Here is a 22,634-nt window from a genome sequence, read left to right as displayed (position 1 = left end):
TCCTCCCTCTTGCTGAGGATTGCCCATGTACTGGACCGCACTGATCCTGACCCTGGTGGTCGCGCTGCTGCACGTGTACTTCCTGGTGCTGGAGATGTTCCTGTGGACGCGCCCGCTGGGCCTGAAGACGTTCCGCAACACGCCGGAGAAGGCGGAGATCACGCGCGTGCTGGCGGCCAACCAGGGCCTCTACAACGGCTTCCTGGCGGCGGGCCTGCTGTGGGGGCTGTTTGATCACCTGCCGATGCTGGTGAACTTCATGCTGGGCTGTGTGATTGTTGCCGGCTGCTATGGCGCCTACAGCGTCAACAAGCGGATCTTCTTCATCCAGGCCGTGCCTGCGATCCTGGCGGTGATTGCCTGGCAGTTCGTGCCGGCCTGACCCGCCCTGCGGTAGGTACCGACCGTTGGTCGGTGCTCTGTCCGCCAAGAGCCAAGAGCCACAGCCCCAGGTCTGCGAACTCGCTCGCGCTGGGCCGGCGGGTGTGGGTTTGCGGGACACGCCGTGAATCCGTCCGTGGAGGCTTGTAGAAAACACCCCTGTTTTCTACAGTCCCGCAAACCCACCCCCGCCGACCCTCGACAGTGGGTTGGGGGCCACGGGAGATCAAGGGCGGCTCCGATCATTTTGATGCGTTACCGGGCGTTGGTGCGTTCCGTGCGTTCGTTCGGGAACCGAACCTACCACCGGCACAGCGTAGGGACACGCCATGCGTGTCTGCTTTTGCCCACCGCACGCGACCACCTGTCGGGGGCGGCCGGCGGGTAGCCCCCGGAGGGACTGTCAAAAACATGGATGTTTTTGACAAGCCTACATGGATGTATTCACGGCGTGTCCCGGAGCGGGGCTACCCGACGGCCGCCCCAGCTCGTATGAAGTGAGACGCTGCCGTTGGCGCAGAAAGTCAACCGCGCTTGACCGGCGACACCCACATATCAATCCGCGCTTCGAACACCACCGTTCCGGCGGTATCACGCACCTGCACATTCACCGGCAACGCATAACCCGCGTCGGCACTGACAATCGCCTGCGCAGGCGTGGCCACCGCATGCTGGGTGCCGGTCGCCTTGGCCAGGTATTTGACCTCCATGCCCTTGGGGATCCAGCGCATGCCCTTGGGCAGCGAGGCATCGACCATCAGGCCGGCGGTGAGTTCGGCCAGGTTGCACAGCGCGATCGCGTGCACGGTGCCGATGTGGTTGGTGACCTTGCGCCGGTGCGCGATGCGGCCTTCGCAGCGGCCCGGTTCGAGCAGGGTGATGCGCGGGGCGATGCTGGCGAAATAGGGCGCCTTGAAGCACACCGCACGCGAAAACAGCCACTGGCCGGCCGGCCAGCGCTGCATGCGGTGGTACAGGTTCAACAGGGGAGCTGCCACGGTGTGTCTCCTCAAAAAAACGGCGGACCGAAGTCCGCCGTTGTCGTTCATGCATGCGCAGCCGTTACGCTGCCTGCGACTGGGCGTCCTTGCGTTCGCGGTCGTAGTAGCTGGCCGAACGCAGTTCGTGCGGCTCGAAGTCGTCTACCGTGATGGTGTCCATCGTCAGCGTACGCAGTTCTTCCAGCAGCGTGCGCTCGTCCTGGGTGATCACGCCTTCGGCCACGGCTTCGTCCAGCTGGGCATTGAAGTCCAGCGCTTCGATACCCTTGGTCTTGAGCGCCTTGATGAACTTGCGCTCCACCGGCTCGGCCATGATCGCCTTGGACAGGTAGCTGTTGATGCGGCCGCCCGGGTTGTTCTCGCACGGGGTCAGGAACACGCCATTGGCCAGGCGGTCGCGGGCTTCGTTGGGCGCCATCAGCAGCGCGGCCACGCGGTGGCCCAGGCGGTCGCCCGGGGCCTCGGCGCGGCGGCCGAACGGGAAGATCAGCAGCCACATCAGCCAGCCGATCGGGCGGATCGGGAAGTTGCGCAGGGCCGCCGACAACGATTCTTCGATCTTGTGCACGCTGTCGTGGAACGCCCAGGCCAGCAGCGGCTGGTCGGCCACCGGTGCGCCTTCATCGTGGTAGCGCTTGAGCATCGCGCTGGTCATGTACACGTGGCTCAGCACGTCGCCGAGGCGACCCGACAGCGATTCCTTGAACTTCAGCTTGCCGCCGAGGGTCATCATCGAGATGTCGGCCATCAGCGCCAGGTTGGCCGAATAGCGGTCCAGCTTGCGGAAGTAGCGGCGGGTGTAGGCATCGCCCGGGGCCGCACCGAAGCGCGCGCCGGTCAGGCCAAGCCAGAACGAACGCACCGCGTTCGAGATGCCGAAGCGGATATGCCCGAACAGGCTGCGGTCGAACGCCTGCAGGCCAGCCTTGGTATCGGGGTCCTGCGCCGCCTTCATTTCCTGCAGTACCCACGGGTGGCAGAGGATCGCACCCTGGCCGAAGATCAGCAGGCTGCGGGTCATGATGTTGGCGCCTTCCACCGTGATTGCGATCGGTGCGGCCTGCCAGCTGCGGCCGGCAAAGTTGCGCGGTCCCAGGATGATGCCCTTGCCGCCGATCACGTCCATGACATCGGAGATCACTTCGCGGCTCATGGTGGTGCAGTGGTATTTGGCGATCGCCGACGGCACCGACGGCACGTCGCCGCGGTCGACCGCCGCAGCGGTGGCCTGGCACAGCGCGCTGATCGCGTAGGCCTTGCCGCCGATCCGGGCCAGCGCTTCCTCCACGCCTTCAAAGCGACCGACCGACAGACCGAACTGCTTGCGGATGCGCGCGTAGGCGCCGGTGACCACCGCGCCGGCCTTGGCACCGCCACTGGCAGTGGAGGGCAGGGTGATCGAGCGGCCCACGGCCAGGCACTCGTTGAGCATGTTCCAGCCCTTGCCGGCCTTCTCGGCACCGCCGATCAGCTGGGTGAGCGGAATGAACACGTCCTTGCCGCGGATCGGACCGTTCTGGAAGGTCGAGTTCAGCGGGAAGTGGCGACGGCCGATTTCAACGCCGGCGGTGTCGCGCGGCAACAGGCCCAGGGTGATGCCGATGTCGCGGGTGGGGCCGATCAGGCCGTCCGGGTCGTACATGCGGAACGCCATGCCGATCAGCGTCGCCACCGGGGCCAGGGTGATGTAGCGCTTGTCGAAGGTCAGCTTGACGCCGAGCACCTGCTCGCCGTTCCACTCGCCCCTGCAGACGATGCCGTAATCGGGAATCGAGGTCGCATCCGAGCCGGCGAACGGGCCGGTCAGGCCGAAGCAGGGCACTTCGCGGCCGTCGGCCAGGCGCGGCAGGTACTGGTCCTTCTGTTCCTGGGTGCCGTAATGCACCAGCAGTTCGCCCGGGCCGAGCGAGTTGGGTACGCCGACGGTGGAGCTGACCACGCTCGACACCGAGGCCAGCTTCTGGATCACCTTGTGGTGGGCCAGCGCGCTGAAGCCCAGGCCGCCGTACTCCTTCGGAATGATCATGCCGAAGAATTTGTTCTTCTTGATGAAGGCCCACAGCTCCGGGGGCAGGTCGGCGTACACGTGGGTGATTTCCCAGTCATTGACCATCGCGCACAGCTCTTCCACCGGGCCATCCAGGAAGGCCTGCTCTTCAGCCGTCAGCTGCGGCTTCGGATAGTTCAGCAGCTTGTTCCAGTCGGGGTCGCCGGTGAACAGCTCACCTTCGAAGCCGACCGAGCCGGTTTCCAGCGCGATGCGCTCGGTCTGCGACAGCGGCGGCAGCACCTTGCGGAACACCTTCATCATCGGCGCGGTCAGCAGCGGCTTGCGGATGAACGGCAGCAGCAGCGGCACGGCGATGACGGCGACGATCGCCGCCGCCACGATCGTGGCAGTCTGGTTGATGTAGGGAACGAACCAGCAGGCAGCCAGCAGCACCAGGCTGACGAGCGTCCAGGTGATCAGCCGCATCCGATGGTAGGCAACGATGGCGCCTGCCAGCAGGATGGCGAGGAAGGGAACGACAATGCTCATGAGCGTGCTCCGGTGACGTGCTCGGTTGTGGCGGACTGTGCCACGGCGGAGGCCGAGGGCAACACGTCCAGGTAGTCCAACACAGTAGCGGTAAAGGCGTTGTTGTCGTCGCCGGCGACCATGTGCGTGGCCTCCGGCAACTGCACGTGGCGTGCGTGCGGCACCAACGCCAGGAATTCGGCCACCGTTTGCGGGGTGACCAGGGTGCTGCGCCCGCCGCTGACCAGCAGCACCGGGCATTTCACCTGGCGCGCTGCGTCTGCAAGCGCGTCCTGGTGCTGTTCGCTGTCGCGCGCCAGTTCGGCAACCAGGCGCGGGTCCCAGTGCCACCGCCAGCGACCATGGCCGTCGTCGCGCAGCAGCGCGCGCAGCGCGTCTTCCGACTTGCGCGGGCGGTGCGGCAGATAGGCCGAGATCACGTCGGCCGCCTGTTCCAGTGAGGCGAATCCTTCCGGATGCGCGGTCATGAACATCAGGATCTTTTCGACCCCGGCGGTGTCCCAACGCGGGGTAATGTCCACCAGCACCATCGCTGAGAACAGACCCGGCCAGCGCGCTTCGGCGAGCAGACCGAACAGCCCGCCCATCGACGCGGCCACCAGGATCGGCGGCTGCGGCTGTTCGCCGGCCAGCACGATCAAGTCATCGGCGAACTGTTCGCCGTGATAGGGCAACGTGGCCGGGTTCCAATCGGAGTCGCCATGGCCGCGCGCATCGTAGGCCAGGGTCTGGTAGCCGGCGGCGGCCAGCGACTGCGCGGTAGCGGTCCAGGCGTGCCGGGTCTGGCCGAAGCCATGCGCGAACAGGACCGTGCCGCGGCGCCCGGGAGCCGAACGGGTTGCCGCCAGGACTGCGTCGTGCGCCGCAACGAGGCGCTCGTCGGTGGGGGCGGGCTGGAAGGGGGCGGGGGTTACCATACTTGCTAGTATGGACCTGGCTTTGGGCATGTCAATACTCTCTAGTATGGTCGGGGTCGCGCGCCAGCCACGCGGGACGTGGCGGCATGGGTACGGCCCGACGGCGCAGGGCTTTTCAGGCCGCGGTTTCGGCCAATTCCACACAAACCGACCCCGGCGTATGGTTAAATCAGGGCATGAATGAACCTGAAGCTTCCGCCGGCGAGCCACGTGCCGGCCGCAACAGCCGCCTGAGCGCGGAAGACTGGGCGCAGGCCGCCTTGGATCTCATCGCTGAACAGGGGGTCGGCGCGGTGGCGGTGGAGCCGCTGGCGCGGCGACTGGGGGTCACCAAGGGCAGTTTCTATTGGCATTTCCCTTCGCGCGACGCGCTGCTGCAGGCCGCGCTGGAGCGTTGGGAGCTGTTCGAGCAGGAGCAGGTGTTCGGCAGCCTGGAAGACGTGCCCGATCCCCGCGCTCGCCTGCGCCAGCTGTTCCAGGTGGTGGCGCACGAAGTGCAGCCGCACATCATCTACAGCGAACTGCTGAAGGCACTGGACCACCCGATGGTGCGCCCGGTGATCGACCGTGTGTCGCATCGTCGCCTGGAATACCTGGTGGCCTCGTTCCGCCAGGCCGGGTTGAGCCGCACCGATGCGCAGCATCGCGCGCGCTTGGCCTATGCGGCCTACGTAGGCTTCCTGCAGTTGTCGCTGCAGCTGCAGCAGCCGAAGCCGGCGCGTGAGGACTTCGAAGCGTACGTGGAGCATGTGATCGAGACGTTGATCCCGATCGGCTGAGCCAACGCTGCCGGCAATGCAGAAGGCCGCGGAGACGCGGCCTTTTTTCATGTCCGCAGGCCGCTGCGCACGTGGCCATGCACAAAAGACAACGGCCCCTTCCGGGGCCGTTGCTGCATCAGGTACCGATCAGTGGATCGATCAGAACTTCTGCTTGTACTGCACGTAGTAGTAACGGCCCGGCAGGTCGTACTGCGGGTCGAACATGTTGTACGACACCGAGTAGGAGACCGGCGGCTGCTTGTCCCACACGTTGTTCAGACCCAGCATGACGGTGCCGTTCCACGGGGTGTTGTAGCGGAACTGGACGTCGTGGTAGGTGGTGGCACCGATGTGGTTCTTCTGGTTGTCCGGATCCGAGCAGTAACCGCGGGTAGCCGGTCCCAGGAAGCAATCTTCGGTCATGCCGGACTTGTAGCGCAGGCCGTAGTTGACGCCGAAGTCACCGAAGGACCAGTCGACGTACAGGTTGGAACGGATGCGCCAGTACGGATCCTGGTTCAGGTAGTCGCCCTGGCGGCCGTCGACTTCAGAGTCTTCGGTAGCCTTGGTTTCCCACTTGCTCAGGTAGGTGCTGTCCCAGCTGATGCTGAACTGGCCGAACGAGGTTTCGGGCAGACGGTAGGCAATGCCCAGGTCCCAGCCTTCCACGTTGTAGGAGGACAGGTTCAGCAGCGGCATGTTGACGTTGGTGATCGCGTAATGCTCTTCCGTCGTGCCGTAGTTCGGGTCGCGGAAGATAAGGCCGCAGTACTCAGCCTGTTCCTGCGCAGTTCCGCTGTAGCAACGGGTCATGATGTCGTCGATCGACGGACGGGTGATCGAGTCTTCAATTTCGATCTTCCACCAGTCCAGCGTGACGTTCAGGCCGGTCACGAAGCTCGGGCTCCACACCAGGCCCAGCGTCTTGCTGGTCGAGGTTTCCGGCTTCAGGTTCGGGTTGGACTGCCAGGTGAACGGCTCAACGGTCTGCAACGGACCCGGTTCGCCATCGGTGTTCGGCTGGACCAGACCAGCCGGAACGCCCTGGCTCTGGCAGATCGCCAGGACCTGGCCGGTCGGGTTGTTGGCCTGGGCGCAGGGATCAGCGTAGGTTTCGAACGAGTCGGTGTCGCCGCGGTACAGGTCGTTGATGCTCGGCGCGCGGAAGCCTTCCGAGTAGTTGCCGCGGATCATCAGGTCGTCGATCGGCTTCCAGCGGAACCCGAACTTGTTGTTGGTGGTGTTGCCGAAGTTGCTGTACTTCGAGTAGCGGGTTGCCACGCTGAAGTCCAGCAGCTGGGCGCCCGGCAGGTCTGCCAGCACCGGGATCGACAGTTCGAGGTAGACCTCGTCCAGGTCGTAGCCACCCTTGGTCGGGCTGGCGCCGTTGCCGGTGCTCAGGCCCGACGCGATGAAGGCGTCCGGATCGAACTGACCGCTTTCCTTGCGGTACTCGTAACCGGCTGCGAAGGCCAGGTCACCGGCCGGCAGCGGAACGATGGTGCCGGAGATGTTGGCGTAGTAGCCCTTCGATACCTGCGACGCGGAGTCATGCGCGGTGAAGGAGGTGTAGTCCAGCGCTTCCTGCGAGATCGAGCCCAGGCCACCCAGCGGGTTGATCGGGGCGCAGCCCGGGATCACCGTGCCGGTTGCAGCCAGCGAGGTGACGCAGACCGGATTGCCGGTGATCGGATCGATACGCGACGGGCCATAGGCTTCCGCCAGGCGCGCCGTGTTGAACAGGCCGTAGGTCAGGTCGTTCTGGTCGGTCTTGTCGTAACGGTAGCCGACGTCCCAGTCGAAGGTGCGGTCAGCGAATTCGAAGAAGCCTTCGAAACCACCATAGAAGTGCCAGTTCTTGACGTTCTGGTTGAACGAACGGCCGCCGGTTTCATTGAAACGACGGTTCACGCCGGTCAGGTCGACGCCGTACGGGTTGTACATGCTGCTTGCGCTGAGACGCTGGCCGGTGACCGGCATTGCGGCCAGCAGCTGCTCGGACTTGCGCTCGTTGTACATCGCTTCCGTACGGAAGGTGATGTTGTCGGTGACGTTGTACGAACCGGAGGCGAACAGCGAGGTGCGCTCGTTCGGGGTCAACAGGTAGTTGTCCGGCGCGGTGTTGTAGCCGTGCACGTTGCTGACGAACGGGGTTTCGACGCCGTTGACGATGATGTAGCGCGAACCATTGCGGACGTACGAGCCCGGGATGCCGGTGCCGCTCTGGCCGCTGAAGAACGGCGGGCCACCGGCGGAGATCTTGCGATCACCGGCCATGACTTCGCGTTCGTTGACGTAGGAGGCGCCGATCATCACCGACGCGCGGTCGGTGGTGGTGCCCAGCACGAAGTCGGCGGCTTCACGCTCGCCGTCGCCCGCGCTGTACTGGCCCTTGTAGAAGTTCGCTTCCGCGCCGTCGAAGTCCTTCTTGGTCACGATGTTCACAACGCCGGCGATGGCGTCGGAACCGTAGATCGTCGAAGCGCCATCCTTCAGCACGTCGATGCGCTCGACCATGGCCACCGGAATGGTGTTCAGGTCGACGCTGCCGTCCAGGCCGGTGGTCCAGCGGCGGCCGTTGACCAGCACCAGAGTGCGCTGGCTGCCGAGGTTGCGCAGGCTGATGCCGGCCGAACCATCACCACCATTGTTGAAGGTGCGGTTCAGGGCGGCGCCGTTGGCGGCGACGCGCTGCAGCACATCGGCGATCGAGGTGACGCCCTGCTTGTCGATGTCCGCGCGGCTCAGGCTCAGCACCGGCTGCGAGGTCTCGATGTCGGTGCTCTTGATGCGCGAACCGGTGACCGAGATGCGGTCCAGGTTGGTCGTATTGGCGGCTTCCTGCGCCTGCGCGGTGGCGCTGCCGGCCGCGACGACCAGTGCAACGACCACTGCATCACGCAGCTTGTTGGACTTAAAGTTCATTGCTCTCTCTCTCCAAGGGAATCTTGGGTATTCACTGGGGTGTTTGCCTCAGGCGGTGCCAATAGAGAGCACCAAAGACCACGAGGCTGACTCGATAGTAACTGCCACTTGAAAAGAATTAAAGTAGCGTTAATGAAGTCTGTGATCTGTGTGAAATTCGGCAAAGTCCTTGTGGATCAAGGCCCTTGGAGGAGTTATAAGCGTCAGATGGCTCAATTGTTAATAAAATGTTAACAAAATAGTTGCAGTTGTTTTGTCACGCTCTGTATCAGGCTGGCGTGTTCAGCGACCCAGGCGGGCAGTCTGGAACGACAAAGGCGCGCCAGTGGCGCGCCTTTTGCGGTCTTGCAGGTCATCGAAAAGCGGACTCAGAGGTCCTGCTCGTACCGCACGTAGGGTACGGTGCCCTCGTCGGTGCTCTCATTGCGCGGTGCGAAAGGGTTCTTGCCGCGGGTGATCACGTTTTCCGCGCCGACCGTGAGCTGGCCGCTCCACGGGGTACGCCAGGTCAGGCCCACGCCCAGCCCTTCCCATTTGCCGGGCTGGCCGGGCACATCGACCACGCGGCCGATGATGTTGCCGCTGAAATTGCCGTAGCCGGCCCCCAGGGTGAGGCTCTTGCTGTCCCAGCGGTCCACCAGGGCCGGGGACACGTCGGACAGCGGCACCAGGCGCGCCTTGGCATACGTGCCGCCGATGGAGACGAAGCCTTCGCGGCCAATGTTCTTCTGGCCGAACACGGTCAGGTCGTTCTGCTCCGCGCGCAGCGCCGGGGACTTGTTCGGACCGGCCAGCCACGCGGGCAGGGTGTCCTTGCCGGTGCCGGCGGTAACGCCGACGCGACCGCCGGGGCGGTTGAACGCAGCGGTACCGGTGACCCGGCGGCTCAATGCGTTGTCGTCCTCGTCACCCAGGCTGGCCAGCATGCAATGGCTGGCCAGTCCGCTGATGCTGGTGCCGCGGCTGCTGTTGCAGAGCAGGCCGAGCGAATCGCCGGAGGACAGCCCGAAGGCGGCATCCAGCGAACTGCGCCCGAAGTGCCAGCGGGCGCCGGCGGCCTGTTCCCCGGTCGGTTCCAGATACAGCAGGGCTTCCACCTTGCCGCTGCCCTTGTTCCAGACCGGAATCACGGTGCTGTCCTGACGGGCCTTGGACTGCGCATAGGCGCCCGGGATCGCGGCGAGGGCGATCATCAGGGCCAGCGGTAGACGCAAAAGGGCGCGCATGGGAACTCTCAGACAGCGGTGATGAGCACAAGTTCCCGCCGGAGCGGGACACTGATCCTAGGGTGTTTATGAATTCTTAACAAGTCTTGGTTCTCCCCAGAACAAAACTCGCCCGGTCGTTACTGAAGCCGTTCAGGTGCCGGCGAGGGAACAGCGGCATCGCGGAACAGTATGTCGAATTCCGTCAACGGAAAGTGATACTCCCGTCCGCAGAATTCGCAACGGATTTCGACCGCCCCGGTGGGCTCGGCGGCAGCGCGGGCCTCGGCTTCGCCCAGTGACTGCAGCATGCCCTCCACCCGCTCGCGCGAGCAGGAGCAGGCAAAGCGGAGCGGGCGCTCGCCCAGCAGCTCGGGCGCCTCTTCATGGAACAACCGGTGCAGCAGTTCATTGCCGGCAACGTCCAGCAGCTCCTGCTTGCCCAAGGTCTCGAACAGCGCACTGGCCCGGGACCAGCCGTCGGTATCTCCCTCATCGCCGGGCAGCTTCTGGAGCAGCAGGCCAGCGGCGCGGTCGCCATCGGCTGCCAGCAGCAGGCGGGTGGGAAGCTGTTCGGACTGGCGGAAATAGTCTTCGAAGGCCTCGTCCAGGCCGGATGCGCCCAGCCCGACCAGGCTCTGGTAGCGCTGCGGTTCGCGCGGGTCCAGCCCCGGGTTCTCAATCGTGATGGCCAGCAGGGCATCCTCTCCCAACGCGGTCAGGTCGCGCGGGGCGTCGCCTTCGCCGGACAGCTGCACGATGCCGCGTAGGGTGCCGATGGCGGTGCACTCGGCAAACAGCGTGCGCATGGCGGTGGCGCTGCGCAGCTGGATCGACAGCCGGCCGTCCACCTTGGTGTGGCCGGTGAACAGGGCCGAGGCCACGGTGGCCTCGCCCAGCAGCTCGGAGGCGGCCGGCGGGTAGGTGCCGTGCGAGAGGATCTGCTGCCAGCTGGCGTCAAGGTGCACGTGTACCCCGCGCACGCCGGCATCGGGAAGCAGGAAACGGACAAGGGAATCGGTCTGGGCGGTCATCGGGTCGGTGGCTGCGCTTAAGTAATGAGGGCGTGTTGCCGGATAATGCGCCGACAACCGTGCAAGCAGAGGATGCACCAGTAATGGGGGCAGAGCGCAGCAACCACAAGGCCGAACCGGGCCTGGAACCGACCCGCCGGCGCCGCTGGCGCTGGAAACATCTGCTATGGCTGCCGGTGCTGTTCGTGGCCGGCAGCGTGCTGCAGGTAGCCGTGCTGCGCTTCATCGACCCGCCGCTGTCGACCGTCATGCTGTGGCGCTATGGCGAAGCACTGGGCCAGGGCGACTGGGGCTACCGGCTTCACTACCAGTGGCGCGATCTCGACCAGATGGCGCCGAGTCTGCCCATCTCGCTGGTAGCCGCCGAAGACCAGCGTTTTCCCGTGCACAACGGCTTCGACCTGCAGGCCATTGAAAAGGCGCGCGACCACAACGCGCGCGGTGGGCGCCTGCGCGGCGCCAGCACGATCAGCCAGCAGGTCGCCAAGAACCTGTTTCTGTGGCAGGGCCGAAGCTGGATCCGCAAGGGGCTGGAAGTCTGGTACACGCTGCTGATCGAAACGCTGTGGCCGAAGTCGCGGATCCTGGAGATGTACGCCAACATCGCCGAGTTCGGTGATGGCATCTACGGTGCCCAGGCTGCATCAAAGCAGTTCTGGAACAAGGATGCCGCGCGGTTGTCGCCGGCTGAAAGCGCAAGGCTGGCGGCGGTTCTGCCGGCCCCGCGCCGCTACAACGCCGCACGGCCCGGCCCTTACGTGCAGCGCCGCGCCGCCTGGATCCAGCGCCAGGCGCGTCAGCTCGGTGGCGACGCCTACCTGCAGCATGAGTAGGCATGCATGTCGGTGACCGCGCACCGCTACAATCCGGGCATGTCAGACGAACGCCTTACCCTGGTCATTGCCGCCCACAACGAAGCCCTGGCGCTGCCGATGCTGCAGCCGCGCCTGCGCGCGGTGCTGGATGGTCTGGAGGGTATCGAGGGCCGGATCGTATATGTCGACGATGGCAGCACCGATGCCACCTGGCAGGTCATGCTGGAACTGGCGGCGGCCGACGATCGCGTGGGCGTGCTGCGCCTGTCGCGCAACTTCGGCAAGGAGGCGGCACTCACGGCCGGGCTGGACTTCGTGGACGGCGGTGCGGTGATGATCCTCGATGCCGATGGCCAGGACCCGCCGGAGTTGATTCCGGAGTTCGTGGCGCTGTGGCGGCAGGGGTATGACAACGTATATGGCACCCGCCAGGTGCGCGATGGCGAGAGCTGGCTCAAGCGCGCCACGGCGGCGGCGTTCTATCGGGTGATAGGCCGGATGTCCAGGATTCCGATTCCGGCCGACACCGGAGATTTCCGCCTGCTGTCACCGCGCGCGCTGCAGGCGCTGGGTCAGCTGCGTGAACGCCACCGGTTCATGAAAGGGCTGTTCGGCTGGGTGGGTTTCCGCCGCGTCGCGCTGCCGTACCACCGGCACGCGCGGATGGTCGGCAACAGCAAGTTCGGGCTGTGGAAACTGTGGAACTTCGCACTGGAAGGGATCACCAGTTTCTCCACGGTACCGCTGCGCGCGGCGACCTACCTGGGGCTGGCCACGGCCAGCGTCGCGTTCGTTTTCGGGCTGTGGGTAGTGGTGAAGGCGGCACTGTACGGCGACCGGGTGGCCGGCTACCCCACGATGATGGCGGTGATCCTGTTCCTGGGCGGGGTGCAGCTGATCGCGCTGGGGCTGATCGGCGAGTACCTGGGCCGGCTGTACGAGGAGTCCAAGCAGCGGCCGCTGTATCTGGTTGACACCTGGCATGCACCGTTCGTGGCAGACTCGGCCGTGCATCCCATCGGTGGAGGGCAGCGAGATGGCCACGGTACGGCAGCTGTTGGAAGGCAAGTCCCCTGAGGTTTTCGCGGTAGGCCCGGAGTCGGCCGTGATCGACGCGATTCGGTTGATGGCCGACAAAGGCATCGGCGCCGTTCTGGTGATGGACGGCCGCAGCCTGGTCGGCATCCTGTCCGAGCGCGATTATGCGCGCAAGATCGTGCTGCATGACCGCTCGTCGCGGTCGACGAAGGTCAGCGACATCATGACCGCCAAGGTGGTGACGGTTGCGCCGTCAGAGCAGGTGGAACACTGCCTGCAACTGGTCACCGACTACCGCATCCGCCACCTGCCGGTGGTGGACAGCGGCGGCGTGATCGGCGTGATCTCCATCGGCGACCTGGTGAAATCGGTGATCGACGAACAGGCTCGGAAGCTGGACCAGCTGCAGCAGTACATCGTCGCCGGCTGAGCTGCCAGTGGCGTGGATGTCGCCGGTAGGCATCGACCGTTGGTCGATGCACTCGAAGAGCAGCGTTTCAGTCGTTCCGTGCTGGGGCGGCCGACGGGCAGCCCTCTACGGGACACGCCGTGAATCCATCCATGGAGGCTTGTCAAAAACATCCATGTTCTTGACAGTCCCTACGCGGGGTTTACTTCGCGTAACGACCACCACAATTCGAATCCTCACCCGGCCCGGTTTCAATCGTGGCCAGCAGCGCCGCCGGCGGGGCAATGCTGCCCAGCGTGAGCGCGATCGCACCACGCAGCCCCAGTGCCTTGAAGTCAGGCCGGAACGATGGATCCTTGAACGTGCCGCCGATGCGCAGCGGCGAACGCAGCGCCAGGATGCTGATGTCCTTTGGACGGGGGCGCAGCAGAAGGTCGAGCTTTTCCTGCTTCAGGTCCACCGTGCCTTCTCCAAGGATCAGCGTATCGGTGGTATCAAACGCCAGCTGCTGCGAGGTCATCAGGCCCTGCTTCACGCCGAAATCTCCCCATGCGCAGCGCAGCGGAATCTGCTTGTCACCGGTGAAAAGGAACTTCAGCGATTCGGCTACGTCCAGGCCGGCCAGTTCCATGATCAGGTTGCCGACGTGACCGCGACCGATGCCCACCGCAACACCGCCATCGGAGCTGCCCAGCATGGACGCGATGGAGTTGCCGCTGCCGCTGAGGTTGATCTCACCACTGATGCCACCGGAGGCCTGCTCGGCAAGCTTCGCGTCGGGGAACAGCCCGCCCAGCTGCACTTTGCGGATGCTGGCCTTGAGTTGGGTGGCGATGGTCGGCTTGCGCGCATCCATGCGGATGGTGCTGCGGATGTCGCCGCCGGCCACGCCGAAGTTGAGCGGTTCCAGACGCAGCAGGCCATCGTCCAGCTTCAGGTGCGCGTCCATGTCGTCCAGCGGCAGCGCCGGGGAGTTGATGCGCTGCGCTTTCCAGTGCACATCGGCATCCATTGCGCGCAGCTTGCTGAGATCATACGGGGTGTCCGGAAGCACGCGCGCCTTCACCGCGAGCGCGGCGGCCTTGGCCTTCTGTTCGGCATTGGCTGATTCGCCGGCGCCGGTCTTGGGCGGTGCGCCGACGAAGCCGGCAAGATCATCGAAGTCCAGGCGCTTGGATACCAGGTCGGCCTTGAGGAAGGGCCGCTCTCCACTGACATCGATCTGCGCGGTACCACCCAGGTCGCTGTCGCCGGCGACCCCGGTAAAGTTCTCGTACCGCCAGACATCGTTGTTGCGCTTGAGGCGGCCTTTCAGGCGATACGGCGGTGTGGAGGGGATGGCCAGGCCGATCAGGGGGTACAGGTCTTCCATGTCCTGCCCGCTCAGCGCGAAATCAAGATCGAAGGTGCGCAGCGCGAACGGGTTGGTCAGGGTGCCGCTGGCAATGGCGCGGGTACTGCCGGCACGGCCATCCAGATGGATGCGGAACGGATGATCGCTGTTGGTCAGTTCCAACGGCGATTCGGTGTTGCCCGCCAGCGTGAACGGGTTGCCCTGCCAGCGGCCTTTGCCGCTGACGAGCAACGGCGGTGCACTGTGGGCAGTGCGCGGCTTGCCACTGGAAATGGCGACCAGGATGTCGGTCTTTCCAGCGGCATCAAGGAATTTCAGGCGGCCATCGTCGACCAGCAGGCGTTGCAGGACGGGCGGCTCGCCATCGCTGGGCCCAAGAAAATCCCAGTTGCCGGGCTGGTCCTTGCCAGGCGCGGTTTCCAGCAGCAGGTCGGGGCGGGTAAGGCGGATTTCGGGAATGCGGATATTGCCGCGCAGCAGGGGCCAGGCGCGCAGGTCGATCTCGGCGCGGTCGGCGCTGGCCATTCGCGGGGTCTTGGACCATTCGGCATTGGCAAAGGTGAGCCCATCGGCGCGCACGGTAAGGGTGCGCCCGAGATCGACATCCAGATTGCCCCCGATATGGAATTCCCGGCCGGTCTTGGCCTGCACGGCGCGTTCGACGGGGCCCTTGAACCAGTTCCAGTCCCACAGCGCGATCACCAGCAGGATCAGCGCGAACAGGAACACCAGGACCGCCAGCCAGCGCTGTCCGCGCTTGCCGGGGCGGCGCAGACGCCAGCGTGAGCGGGAGGAGGGCGTATCAGGCGTAGGCGCGGGGACGGTATTCACTCACCCATCCTTGCCCGTTCATCGTGCAGGTAACGCGAAGCATTGGTAAGGATCGCGTCAGTGTGGCGCCAAAGCCAAAGCCAAAGCTGGAGCGCTTGCTATTCATTGATACATGCTGGGGCGGGCGGGGGTAGCCCATGCCGGGACACGCCGTAAACCCATCCATGGGGGCTCGTTCGCGCCATCCATGGCGCTCTACGGTCCCGGCATGGGCTACCCCCGCCCGCCCCCTCAGCAATTTCTCAGCGGTGGGTAAAGCAGAGCTCTGTGCTCTTGATCTTCCTTGCGTGCCGACCAGAAGTCGAAGGGGTGGTGTGGGTGGGTTGACGGGACCGTAGAGCGCCATGGATGGTGCGAACGAGCCTGCACGGACGTACTTGCGGCGTGTCCCGGCAACCCACCCACACCGCCCCAAACCAGTGAGCAACCGGCAACCAGCTGTTGCTCTTGCAGTTGCAGTTGCTTCAAAGAATCTGCGCAGTAACAGCGACGAAATGACAAACGCTGCCGCCGATGACGAACAGGTGCCAGATTGCGTGGGAGTAGGGGATGGATTCGCGGTGGTAGAAGTAGGTACCCAGCGTGTAGGACAGGCCGCCGGCGAACAGCCAGCCCAGGGTCCAGCCGTCGATGTGGGACCACATCGGCTTGATCGCCACCAGCACCATCCAGCCCATCGCGATGTAGATGATCGTGGACAGCAGCTTGAAGCGGCCGGTGAAAAACAGTTTGAAGATCACCCCCGCCAGTGCCAGCGCCCAGATCGCGGTGAACATCCCCCAGCCCCACGGGCCGCGCAGGCCGATCAGGGTGAAGGGGGTGTAGGTGCCGGCGATCAGCAGGTAGATCGCGCAGTGGTCGAACACCTTCAGGCGGCCCTTTGCGATCGGGTGCTGGATCGCGTGGTACAGGGTCGAGGCCGTGTACAGCAGCAGCAGGGCCACGCCGAATACGATCGCGCTGGCCAGCTGCCAGGCATCGCCATGGATCGCGGCCAGGGTGATCAGTACCGCGCTGGCGGCCAGTGCCGCCACCGCGCCCAGTCCGTGGGTCAGGGCGCTGGCGATTTCTTCACGTACGGAAGCAACAGAGGTCATGGCGATGATCGTCGCGCGGGGAGGGGGAGCCCGCTCCCCCCTATCATCGCCGGTTTCGCCAGGTCAGGCGACCGATACGCTGTGCGCCGCCTCGCGGGTGGCCGCAAAGCGCACGTCCGGCGCGCGTTCCTGCGCGAGCTGCAGATTGACCCGGGTCGGAGCCAGGTAGACCAGCTGGCCTGCCGCATCGATGCTGAGGTTGCCCGCGTTCTTTTCGCGGAATTCTTCCAGCTTCTTTGCGTCGTCGCAGGTCACCCAGCGCGCCGTGGTCACGCTGACCGGCTCGAAGCTGGCTTCCACGCCGTACTCGTCCTTGAGCCGATAGGCGGCCACGTCGAACTGCAGCACACCGACCGCGCCAAGGATCAGGTCGTTGCTCATCAGCGGGCGGAAGAACTGCGTTGCACCCTCTTCGGACAGCTGTGCCAGGCCCTTCTGCAGCTGCTTGAGCTTGAGCGGATCGCGCAGGCGCGCGCGGCGGAACAGTTCCGGTGCGAAGTTCGGAATGCCGGTGAAGCTTACCGCTTCGCCTTCGGTGAACGTGTCGCCGATGGAGATGGTGCCGTGGTTGTGGATGCCGATCACATCGCCCGGCCATGCCTCAGCGGCGATTTCGCGGTCGCTGGCCATGAAGGTCAGCGCGTTGGCCAGCTTCATTTCCTTGCCGGTGCGCACGTGGAAGGTCTTCATGCCGGCCACGAAGCGGCCCGAACACACCCGCATGAACGCCACGCGGTCGCGGTGCTGCGGATCCATGTTGGCCTGGATCTTGAAGACGAAGCCGGTCAGCTTGTTCTCCTGCGGTGCGATCTCACGGCCGGTGGTGGCGCGTGCCTGCGGTGACGGCGCATGCTCCACGAAGAAGTCCAGCAACGGCTGCACGCCGAAATTGTTCACGCCCGAACCGAAGAACACCGGCGTCTGCCGGCCCGCCAGGTAAGCGTCCAGGTCGAACGGGTGGCTGGCGCCCTGCACCAGTTCCAGCTCATCGCGCAGGTCGGCCAGCATGCCCGCGCCGATCTTCTCGGCCAGGCCGGGGGAATCGATCGACGGGAAGATGGTCGAATCCTGCCGGGTGAAATTACGGCCCTGTTCGTACAGGTGCACCTCGCCGCTGATCAGGTGGACCACGCCCTTCAGGCGCTGGCCCATCCCGATCGGCCAGGTGACCGGCGCGCACTGGATGCCCAGCACGCTCTCCACCTCGTCCAGCAGGTCGATCGGTTCCTTGCCTTCGCGGTCGAGCTTGTTGATGAAGGTCATGATCGGGGTGTCGCGCAGCCGGCACACCTCCATCAGCTTGATCGTGCGCTCTTCCACGCCCTTGGCCACGTCGATCACCATCAGCGCCGAGTCCACCGCAGTGAGCACGCGGTAGGTGTCCTCACCGAAGTCGGCGTGGCCGGGGGTGTCGAGCAGGTTGACGATCTTGCCTTCGTACGGGAACTGCATCACCGACGAGGTGACCGAGATGCCGCGCTCTTTTTCAAGCGCCATCCAGTCCGAAGTGGCATGGCGGGCAGCCTTGCGGCCCTTGACCGAGCCGGCCATCTGGATCGCACCGCCGAACAGCAGCAGCTTTTCGGTCAGCGTGGTCTTGCCGGCGTCAGGGTGGGAAATGATGGCGAAGGTGCGGCGGCGCGCAGCTTCGGTAGCGACTTCGGACATGGCGTGACGCGCCCGCCCGGGGCGCTTTTCATGGAGATGAGCCCACCAGTATACCGGGCCGCCCTGTCTGGCGGTTCAGTGGCTGGCCGCTTCACCGCTGTCGGCCTGTTCACGCGCGAAGTGCAGCTCGCCCTGGGGGGCCACGATCCGCACCGGTATCGAGCGCAACTGCATGCCGGCATTGGCCTGCACCACAAAATGCAGGTGCGGGGCGGTGCTGTAGCCGGTGTTGCCGGACACGCCGATGCGCTGGCCTGCCTCGACCCGCTGCCCGCTGCGCACCAGTACCCCGTTTTCGCGCAGGTGGGCGTAGACGGCCATGCTGCCGTCTTCATGCAGCACCCGGATGAAATTGGCGCGCTCACGGTCGCGCGCCGGGTCCTGCCCATTGCCGCTGAAGTTGCCCTGTACCTGCATCACCTTGCCGGCCCGGGCGGCCAGCACAGGCGTGCCCTCGGGCAGGGCAAAGTCCACGGCATCGTGGTTTTCCGCGTCTGTGTGGCTGAACCGCCCCTGCGGTGCCTGGCTCACCTGGAACCGGCGGGCATCGAAGGGCAGCTGGTACGCCACGTCCTGTGGCCGCGCAGCGGGGTCGCCCGGGACCGCGTCCAGCAGCAGGTTCAGGCGTTCGGTATCCGGTGGCAGCTGCAGCCGTGCCACCACCACGCTGGCCGAGCCGGGCAGCACGGTTTGAAGGGGCAGCCCGGGCAGCAGCGCGGCGCCGGCGTCCTGGCGCAGGGCGATCTGCACCGGACCGGTGAGGTGGTTGTCGACCCGCGCCTGCCAGTACGCGGCACCGCCTTCGAGCTTCACAGAGGCCAGCGTTCCGCTTCGGGCCCCCTGCGGCGCCTGGTCGGCCGGGCGCACCAATCCCCAGCCGCCGCGCCAGTCCGCTGCACCGTTCGGTTCAGCGGCCTGTGCCATGAACGGGCACGCCAGCAGGGTGAGCAGCAGGATCGGGCGCATCAGCGAACTTCCAGTAAGGGTGCGCGGACTCTACGCAACCGGGTTCGTTCAGGAAAGAGGGGGCTGCAGGCTGATGAGAAAAAACTATATCGCTTCATCCAGATGAAAGGATTGACATGCCCGGAATGTGCTGGCATCGTGGCTCCACCATCGAGACCGGCAGAGGGACAGGCCCTTTGAAGCCGGGGCAGCCCGCAGACGCGCAAGCGACCTGCGTAGGTGCCAAATCCTGCGGGGACCGTGGTGTCTTCCGAAAGATGGTTCGAACCGTGCACCGTGCGTGCGCTTCGAACGCGAGCTCCGCGAAAGCTCGATGGCCGTTTTCCTCTTCTGGATACCGCCATGAGTTTCGCCACTGCCGCCGCTGCTTCCGACTCCTTCGCCTCCTTGAGCGTTCCCGTTGATGCCGGGCGCAGCGCCGTGCGCGGCGAGATCGCCGCGATCCTGTCGATGCGTCACGGCGGGGCGCGCCCGGTGCGGTTGCGCTACGAACTGGTGGGCCGTGCCGAGGCGCCGGTGGTGGTGCTGGCGGGCGGCATTTCCGCACACCGGCATGTGGCCGCCAACGCCGAGTTTCCCGAGAAGGGCTGGGCAGAGGGCCTTGTAGCGCCCGGTCGCGCGCTGGATCCGGCCTCGCGCCGCATCCTGGCGTTTGATTTCATTGGCGCCGACGGCGCACTGGACCTGCCGATCGACACCGCCGACCAGGCCGATGCGCTGGCGCTGCTGCTCGATCACCTCGGCATCGCCCAGCTGCAGTGCTTCGTGGGTTACTCCTACGGTGCGCTGGTGGGCCAGCAGTTCGCGGTGCGCCACCCGCAGCGGTTGGCCAAGCTGGTCGCGGTCAGCGGCGCGCATCGCCCGCATCCCTATGCCGCCGCCTGGCGCGCGCTGCAGCGCCGCGCGGTTGCGCTGGGCCAGCTGCAGTGCGGCGAAAGCCACGGCCTGGCGCTCGCCCGCCAGTTCGCCATGCTCAGCTACCGCACACCGGAAGAGTTCGGCGAGCGCTTTGACGCGCCGCCCGAAGTGGTCAACGGGCGTGTCCGCGTGGCGGCCGAAGATTACCTCGATGCCGCTGGCGCGCAGTACGTCGCGCGCACCCCGGTTGAAGCCTACCTGCGCCTGTCCGAATCGATCGACCTGCACCGCATCGATCCTGCCGCGATCAGCGTGCCCACCGTGGTGGTGGCCGTTGAAGGCGACCGCCTGGTGCCACTGGCCGACCTGGTCGGCCTGGTCGAAGGGCTGGGCCCCCGCGGCAGCCTGCGCGTGCTGCGCTCGCCCTATGGCCACGACGCCTTCCTGAAAGAAACCGATCGCATCGACGCAATCCTCGCCACCGCATTTCGTACCCCGGGAGAAAACGCATGAGCCAGTCCGCCGGTTCCGAGCCGACCTGTAGCCGTGTCACCGCCGCCGTGCGCGCCGGTATCGATCGCGATACCGCGCATGGGGCGGTGACTCCGCCGATCGTGTTGTCGTCCAACTTCAGCTTCGATGGTTTTGGCAACAAGCGCCAGTACGACTACACGCGCAGCGGCAACCCGACCCGTGACCTGCTCGGCGAGGCGCTGGCAGAGCTCGAGGGCGGCGCCGGCGGCGTGATCACCTCCACCGGCATGGGCGCGATCAACCTGGTGCTCAACGCGCTGCTGGAACCGGGCGATACCCTGGTGGTGCCGCATGATGCCTACGGCGGCAGCTGGCGCCTGTTCAATGCGCTGGCGAAGAAAGGTCATTTCCAGCTGGTCACCGCCGATCTGACCGACCCGCGCTCGCTGGCCGACGCGCTGGCGCAGTCGCCGACGCTGGTGTTGATCGAAACCCCGTCCAACCCGCTGCTGCGCATCACCGACCTGCGCTTTGTCATCGATGCCGCGCACCGTGCCGGTGCCAAGGTGGTGGTCGACAACACCTTCCTGTCGCCGGCGCTGCAGCAGCCGATCGCCTTCGGTGCTGATGTGGTGCTGCATTCGACCACCAAGTACATCAACGGGCACAGCGATGTGGTCGGGGGCGCCGTGGTCGCGCGCGATCCGGCGCTGCACGAGCAGCTGGTGTGGTGGGCCAACGCGCTGGGCCTGACCGGGTCGCCGTTCGACGCCTTCCTGACCCTGCGCGGCCTGCGCACGCTCGGTGCGCGGTTGCGCGTGCACCAGGAAAACACCGCCGACATCGTGAAGCTGCTGGCCGCCAGCGATGCGGTGGCCAACGTCTACTATCCGGGACTGGCCTCGCACCCCGGCCATGCCATCGCCGCCCGCCAGCAGAGTGGCTTCGGCGCGATGCTGTCGTTTGAACTGGCCTCGTGCCCGGGCGATGACCCGCACGCTGCGGTGCGTGCGTTCGTGGATGGCCTGCGCTGCTTCACCCTGGCCGAATCGCTGGGCGGGGTGGAAAGCCTGGTCGCGCACCCGGCCACCATGACCCACGCGGCGATGACCGCCGAGGCCCGCGCCCATGCGGGCATCAGTGAGGGCCTGCTGCGCCTGTCGGTGGGTATCGAAGCCGCCGAAGACCTGGTCGCTGACCTGCAGGCCGGCCTGGAGCGGGCCCGGGCGGTGATCGACCGCCAGGCGCAGCTGGCGCAGCGCAGGCTGGTGGACGCATGAGCGTGGTACTGCCTTTCGCGCGATCGGCGCCACGTCGCTTGGCGTTGCTGGGTACGGGCACCGTTGGTACTGCGTTCGTGCAGCGCTACCAGGCGCTCGAGGCACGAGGCGTCGAGTTGCCGCAGTTCTCGTGGCTGGCCAACTCGCGCACGGCACGCGCCTGCGAACAGCAGCCGGCGCAGGCCCTGGCGCGCGCCAACGATGCCGCGCGCACGGTGCCGGCGCTGCAACCCTGGGCCGAAGCCGAAGGCCTGCAGCGCGGGGACGTGGTGGTGGACGCCACCGCCAGCGACGAGGTGGCCAACTGGCACGAGCAGTGGCTGGCCCGCGGCGTGCATGTGGTCACCGCAAACAAGCTGGGGCAGGGCGCACAGCTGGCGCGTGCGCAGGCCATTGCCGGCAGCGGGCTCGACGGTGGTGCCCGTTACGGCGACAGCGCCACGGTCGGCGCAGGGCTGCCGCTGTTGAGCAGCCTGCGCGGGCTGGTCGCCGGCGGCGACCGCATCCACCGCGTGGAAGGTGTGCTGTCGGGGTCGTTGGCGTGGCTGTTCCATCACTACGACGGTCAGCGTCCCTTCTCGGCATGGGTGCGCGAGGCGGCGGTCGCCGGGTACACCGAGCCGGACCCGCGCGTGGACCTGTCCGGCGAGGATGTGCGCCGCAAATTGTTGATTCTTGCCCGCGCCAGCGGCATCGCGCTGCGCGCCGAACAGGTGGCCGTGAACTCACTGGTGCCGGACGCACTGGCGGCGCTGCCGGCCACCGAGGCCATCAAACAGTTGGCGTTGCTGGATGCGCCGCTCCAGCGACACTGGGAGCAGGCTTCCGCGCAGAACGGCTGCCTGCGCTTCATCGGCGGCTTCGACCACGACAACGCCACGGTAGGCCTGCGTATCGTCCCGCTGGACCACCCGCTGGCCGGCGGCGCCCAGACCGACAACCGTGTGGCGATCCACAGCGACCGTTACAACGTGCAGCCGTTGTTGATCCAAGGCCCGGGTGCGGGTGCGGACGTCACCGCGGCGGCGCTCTTGGACGACGTCCTGCAGATCATCCGGGCGTAGCGACACGCCACGCGTGT

General features: G+C 65.9%; 18 protein-coding genes and 1 riboswitch. Of the genes, 8 read left to right on the top strand and 10 right to left on the bottom strand.

The features are described from left to right. Positions 1 to 25: 25 nt before the first annotated feature. Positions 26 to 382, top strand: coding sequence for a DUF1304 domain-containing protein (locus ACGFZ3_RS11325; RefSeq protein WP_392920700.1), 357 nt, complete (start codon positions 26 to 28; stop codon positions 380 to 382). Between the two features lie 523 nt (positions 383 to 905). On the opposite strand, the gene ACGFZ3_RS11320 is transcribed toward ACGFZ3_RS11325, so the two are convergent. From ACGFZ3_RS11320 to ACGFZ3_RS11310, 3 genes are all read right to left on the bottom strand, one after another. Beyond that, a complete protein-coding gene (locus tag ACGFZ3_RS11320; RefSeq protein WP_392920697.1) occupies positions 906 to 1,379 on the bottom strand; it encodes a hotdog fold domain-containing protein in 474 nt (157 codons plus the stop codon). Between the two features lie 64 nt (positions 1,380 to 1,443). Further along, a complete protein-coding gene (locus ACGFZ3_RS11315; protein WP_392920695.1) occupies positions 1,444 to 3,921 on the bottom strand; it encodes an acyl-CoA dehydrogenase in 2,478 nt (825 codons plus the stop codon). Beyond that, the gene (locus tag ACGFZ3_RS11310) at positions 3,918 to 4,838 is read right to left on the bottom strand and encodes an alpha/beta fold hydrolase (RefSeq protein WP_392920692.1); all 921 of its coding nucleotides are present in this window, start codon (positions 4,836 to 4,838) and stop codon (positions 3,918 to 3,920) included. The genes ACGFZ3_RS11315 and ACGFZ3_RS11310 overlap by 4 nt, the downstream gene beginning before the upstream one ends. A 176-nt stretch (positions 4,839 to 5,014) precedes the next feature. Between ACGFZ3_RS11310 and ACGFZ3_RS11305 the strand changes: the two genes are divergently transcribed. After that, positions 5,015 to 5,617 (top strand): TetR/AcrR family transcriptional regulator, encoded by a 603-nt coding sequence (locus tag ACGFZ3_RS11305; protein ID WP_068853700.1) that lies wholly within the window; start codon positions 5,015 to 5,017, stop codon positions 5,615 to 5,617. A gap of 141 nt (positions 5,618 to 5,758) precedes the next feature. Here ACGFZ3_RS11305 and ACGFZ3_RS11300 read toward each other — a convergent pair whose 3' ends face one another. The 3 genes from ACGFZ3_RS11300 to ACGFZ3_RS11290 all read right to left on the bottom strand — a co-directional run bounded on the left by ACGFZ3_RS11300 (position 5,759) and on the right by ACGFZ3_RS11290 (position 10,763). Further along, positions 5,759 to 8,524 (bottom strand): TonB-dependent receptor, encoded by a 2,766-nt coding sequence (locus ACGFZ3_RS11300; RefSeq protein ID WP_392920688.1) that lies wholly within the window; start codon positions 8,522 to 8,524, stop codon positions 5,759 to 5,761. A gap of 368 nt (positions 8,525 to 8,892) precedes the next feature. Next, a complete protein-coding gene (locus ACGFZ3_RS11295) occupies positions 8,893 to 9,717 on the bottom strand; it encodes a hypothetical protein (RefSeq protein WP_392920983.1) in 825 nt (274 codons plus the stop codon). A 152-nt stretch (positions 9,718 to 9,869) separates the two neighbouring features. Next, positions 9,870 to 10,763 (bottom strand): Hsp33 family molecular chaperone HslO, encoded by an 894-nt coding sequence (locus ACGFZ3_RS11290; protein ID WP_392920686.1) that lies wholly within the window; start codon positions 10,761 to 10,763, stop codon positions 9,870 to 9,872. Positions 10,764 to 10,846: 83 nt separating this feature from the next. On the opposite strand from ACGFZ3_RS11290, the gene mtgA reads away from it, so the two are divergent. From mtgA to ACGFZ3_RS11275, 3 genes are read left to right on the top strand one after another with little or no spacing between them, the layout of a single operon-like run. Then, positions 10,847 to 11,596, top strand: coding sequence for a monofunctional biosynthetic peptidoglycan transglycosylase (gene mtgA, locus ACGFZ3_RS11285; RefSeq protein WP_392920684.1), 750 nt, complete (start codon positions 10,847 to 10,849; stop codon positions 11,594 to 11,596). A 39-nt stretch (positions 11,597 to 11,635) separates the two neighbouring features. Next, the gene (locus tag ACGFZ3_RS11280) at positions 11,636 to 12,655 is read left to right on the top strand and encodes a glycosyltransferase family 2 protein (protein WP_392920682.1); all 1,020 of its coding nucleotides are present in this window, start codon (positions 11,636 to 11,638) and stop codon (positions 12,653 to 12,655) included. Next, entirely contained in the window at positions 12,615 to 13,046 is a 432-nt protein-coding gene (locus ACGFZ3_RS11275; RefSeq protein ID WP_392920680.1) for a CBS domain-containing protein, read from the top strand. The genes ACGFZ3_RS11280 and ACGFZ3_RS11275 overlap by 41 nt, the downstream gene beginning before the upstream one ends. A gap of 181 nt (positions 13,047 to 13,227) precedes the next feature. On the opposite strand, the gene ACGFZ3_RS11270 is transcribed toward ACGFZ3_RS11275, so the two are convergent. The 4 genes from ACGFZ3_RS11270 to ACGFZ3_RS11255 form a co-directional block, all read right to left on the bottom strand. Further along, complete coding sequence (locus ACGFZ3_RS11270; protein ID WP_392920677.1) at positions 13,228 to 15,210, bottom strand: AsmA family protein; 1,983 nt, start codon at positions 15,208 to 15,210, stop codon at positions 13,228 to 13,230. A 464-nt stretch (positions 15,211 to 15,674) separates the two neighbouring features. After that, positions 15,675 to 16,313: a hemolysin III family protein gene (locus tag ACGFZ3_RS11265; protein WP_392920980.1), complete on the bottom strand. Its 639-nt coding sequence runs from the start codon at positions 16,311 to 16,313 to the stop codon at positions 15,675 to 15,677. Positions 16,314 to 16,370: 57 nt separating this feature from the next. Continuing rightward, a complete protein-coding gene (locus tag ACGFZ3_RS11260) occupies positions 16,371 to 17,975 on the bottom strand; it encodes a peptide chain release factor 3 (RefSeq protein WP_392920674.1) in 1,605 nt (534 codons plus the stop codon). 75 nt (positions 17,976 to 18,050) lie between these two features. Then, positions 18,051 to 18,941, bottom strand: a complete 891-nt coding sequence (locus ACGFZ3_RS11255) for a M23 family metallopeptidase (RefSeq protein ID WP_392920671.1) — start codon at positions 18,939 to 18,941, stop codon at positions 18,051 to 18,053. A gap of 144 nt (positions 18,942 to 19,085) precedes the next feature. Further along, positions 19,086 to 19,205: riboswitch (SAM riboswitch) on the top strand. Between the two features lie 78 nt (positions 19,206 to 19,283). Between ACGFZ3_RS11255 and ACGFZ3_RS11250 the strand changes: the two genes are divergently transcribed. Genes ACGFZ3_RS11250 through ACGFZ3_RS11240 form a run of 3 tightly spaced genes read left to right on the top strand, consistent with a single transcriptional unit; the run spans position 19,284 to position 22,617 of the window. Further along, positions 19,284 to 20,312, top strand: coding sequence for a homoserine O-succinyltransferase (locus ACGFZ3_RS11250; RefSeq protein WP_392920668.1), 1,029 nt, complete (start codon positions 19,284 to 19,286; stop codon positions 20,310 to 20,312). Then, entirely contained in the window at positions 20,309 to 21,553 is a 1,245-nt protein-coding gene (locus ACGFZ3_RS11245) for an O-succinylhomoserine (thiol)-lyase (RefSeq protein ID WP_392920665.1), read from the top strand. The genes ACGFZ3_RS11250 and ACGFZ3_RS11245 overlap by 4 nt, the downstream gene beginning before the upstream one ends. Continuing rightward, entirely contained in the window at positions 21,550 to 22,617 is a 1,068-nt protein-coding gene (locus ACGFZ3_RS11240) for a homoserine dehydrogenase (RefSeq protein ID WP_392920662.1), read from the top strand. Before ACGFZ3_RS11245 ends, ACGFZ3_RS11240 begins: the two co-directional genes overlap by 4 nt. Positions 22,618 to 22,634 lie beyond the last annotated feature (17 nt).

The sequence above is a fragment of the Stenotrophomonas sp. NPDC047960 genome (assembly GCF_043204395.1).
Lineage (GTDB): Bacteria > Pseudomonadota > Gammaproteobacteria > Xanthomonadales > Xanthomonadaceae > Stenotrophomonas.
The sequence above is the reverse complement of the archived record's forward strand: the minus strand, read 5'-3'. Positions and strand labels throughout refer to the sequence as shown.

Excerpts from the sequence above, each read along its gene's own strand:
- ACGFZ3_RS11275 (WP_392920680.1), top strand. The coding sequence starts at position 12,615 with ATGGCCACGGTACGGCAGCTGTTGGAAGGCAAGTCCCCTGAGGTTTTC.
- ACGFZ3_RS11300 (WP_392920688.1), bottom strand. The coding sequence starts at position 8,524 with ATGAACTTTAAGTCCAACAAGCTGCGTGATGCAGTGGTCGTTGCACTG.
- ACGFZ3_RS11305 (WP_068853700.1), top strand. The coding sequence starts at position 5,015 with ATGAATGAACCTGAAGCTTCCGCCGGCGAGCCACGTGCCGGCCGCAAC.
- ACGFZ3_RS11280 (WP_392920682.1), top strand. The coding sequence starts at position 11,636 with ATGTCAGACGAACGCCTTACCCTGGTCATTGCCGCCCACAACGAAGCC.
- ACGFZ3_RS11290 (WP_392920686.1), bottom strand. The coding sequence starts at position 10,763 with ATGACCGCCCAGACCGATTCCCTTGTCCGTTTCCTGCTTCCCGATGCC.
- ACGFZ3_RS11260 (WP_392920674.1), bottom strand. The coding sequence starts at position 17,975 with ATGTCCGAAGTCGCTACCGAAGCTGCGCGCCGCCGCACCTTCGCCATC.
- ACGFZ3_RS11295 (WP_392920983.1), bottom strand. The coding sequence starts at position 9,717 with ATGATCGCCCTCGCCGCGATCCCGGGCGCCTATGCGCAGTCCAAGGCC.
- ACGFZ3_RS11315 (WP_392920695.1), bottom strand. The coding sequence starts at position 3,921 with ATGAGCATTGTCGTTCCCTTCCTCGCCATCCTGCTGGCAGGCGCCATC.
- ACGFZ3_RS11250 (WP_392920668.1), top strand. The coding sequence starts at position 19,284 with ATGAGTTTCGCCACTGCCGCCGCTGCTTCCGACTCCTTCGCCTCCTTG.
- ACGFZ3_RS11255 (WP_392920671.1), bottom strand. The coding sequence starts at position 18,941 with ATGCGCCCGATCCTGCTGCTCACCCTGCTGGCGTGCCCGTTCATGGCA.
- mtgA (WP_392920684.1), top strand. The coding sequence starts at position 10,847 with ATGGGGGCAGAGCGCAGCAACCACAAGGCCGAACCGGGCCTGGAACCG.
- ACGFZ3_RS11240 (WP_392920662.1), top strand. The coding sequence starts at position 21,550 with ATGAGCGTGGTACTGCCTTTCGCGCGATCGGCGCCACGTCGCTTGGCG.
- ACGFZ3_RS11310 (WP_392920692.1), bottom strand. The coding sequence starts at position 4,838 with ATGGTAACCCCCGCCCCCTTCCAGCCCGCCCCCACCGACGAGCGCCTC.
- ACGFZ3_RS11245 (WP_392920665.1), top strand. The coding sequence starts at position 20,309 with ATGAGCCAGTCCGCCGGTTCCGAGCCGACCTGTAGCCGTGTCACCGCC.
- ACGFZ3_RS11325 (WP_392920700.1), top strand. The coding sequence starts at position 26 with ATGTACTGGACCGCACTGATCCTGACCCTGGTGGTCGCGCTGCTGCAC.